Annotated in this window: 1 rRNA gene; it reads left to right on the forward strand. The window is 53.7% G+C overall.

Annotation, left to right across the window (positions count from 1 at the left end):
• Positions 1–1,603, forward strand: a 23S ribosomal RNA gene (locus tag KK102_RS22050); the annotation flags it as partial.

Below are 1,603 nucleotides of genomic sequence, written 5' to 3' on the forward strand. Positions count from 1 at the left end.
CCTGTGAGGGTTGCTGGAGGTATCAGAAGTGCGAATGCTGACATAAGTAACGATAAAGCGGGTGAAAAGCCCGCTCGCCGGAAGACCAAGGGTTCCTGTCCAACGTTAATCGGGGCAGGGTGAGTCGACCCCTAAGGCGAGGCCGAAAGGCGTAGTCGATGGGAAACAGGTTAATATTCCTGTACTTGGTGTTACTGCGAAGGGGGGACGGAGAAGGCTATGTTAGCCGGGCGACGGTTGCCCCGGTTTAAGCATGTAGGCGGAGGTTCCAGGTAAATCCGGTACCTTATTAACGCTGAGGTGTGATGACGAGGCACTACGGTGCTGAAGTAACAAATGCCCTGCTTCCAGGAAAAGCCTCTAAGCATCAGGTAACATCAAATCGTACCCCAAACCGACACAGGTGGTCAGGTAGAGAATACCAAGGCGCTTGAGAGAACTCGGGTGAAGGAACTAGGCAAAATGGTGCCGTAACTTCGGGAGAAGGCACGCTGATATGTAGGTGAAGCCCCTGCGGGTGGAGCTGAAATCAGTCGAAGATACCAGCTGGCTGCAACTGTTTATTAAAAACACAGCACTGTGCAAACACGAAAGTGGACGTATACGGTGTGACGCCTGCCCGGTGCCGGAAGGTTAATTGATGGGGTTAGCGGCAACGCGAAGCTCTTGATCGAAGCCCCGGTAAACGGCGGCCGTAACTATAACGGTCCTAAGGTAGCGAAATTCCTTGTCGGGTAAGTTCCGACCTGCACGAATGGCGTAATGATGGCCAGGCTGTCTCCACCCGAGACTCAGTGAAATTGAACTCGCTGTGAAGATGCAGTGTACCCGCGGCAAGACGGAAAGACCCCGTGAACCTTTACTATAGCTTGACACTGAACACTGGTCCTTGATGTGTAGGATAGGTGGGAGGCTTTGAAGCGTGGACGCCAGTCTGCGTGGAGCCGTCCTTGAAATACCACCCTTTAATGGCTGGTGTTCTAACGTAGACCCGTGATCCGGGTTGCGGACAGTGTCTGGTGGGTAGTTTGACTGGGGCGGTCTCCTCCCAAAGAGTAACGGAGGAGCACGAAGGTTAGCTAATCCTGGTCGGACATCAGGAGGTTAGTGCAATGGCATAAGCTAGCTTGACTGCGAGAGTGACGGCTCGAGCAGGTGCGAAAGCAGGTCATAGTGATCCGGTGGTTCTGAATGGAAGGGCCATCGCTCAACGGATAAAAGGTACTCCGGGGATAACAGGCTGATACCGCCCAAGAGTTCATATCGACGGCGGTGTTTGGCACCTCGATGTCGGCTCATCACATCCTGGGGCTGAAGTAGGTCCCAAGGGTATGGCTGTTCGCCATTTAAAGTGGTACGCGAGCTGGGTTTAGAACGTCGTGAGACAGTTCGGTCCCTATCTGCCGTGGGCGCTGGAGAATTGAGGGGGGCTGCTCCTAGTACGAGAGGACCGGAGTGGACGCATCACTGGTGTTCGGGTTGTCATGCCAATGGCACTGCCCGGTAGCTAAATGCGGAAGAGATAAGTGCTGAAAGCATCTAAGCACGAAACTTGCCCCGAGATGAGTTCTCCCTGAGACTTTAAGTCTCCTGAAGGAACGTT

Source organism: Enterobacter quasimori (genome assembly GCF_018597345.1).
GTDB classification, from domain to species: Bacteria; Pseudomonadota; Gammaproteobacteria; order Enterobacterales; family Enterobacteriaceae; genus Enterobacter; species Enterobacter mori.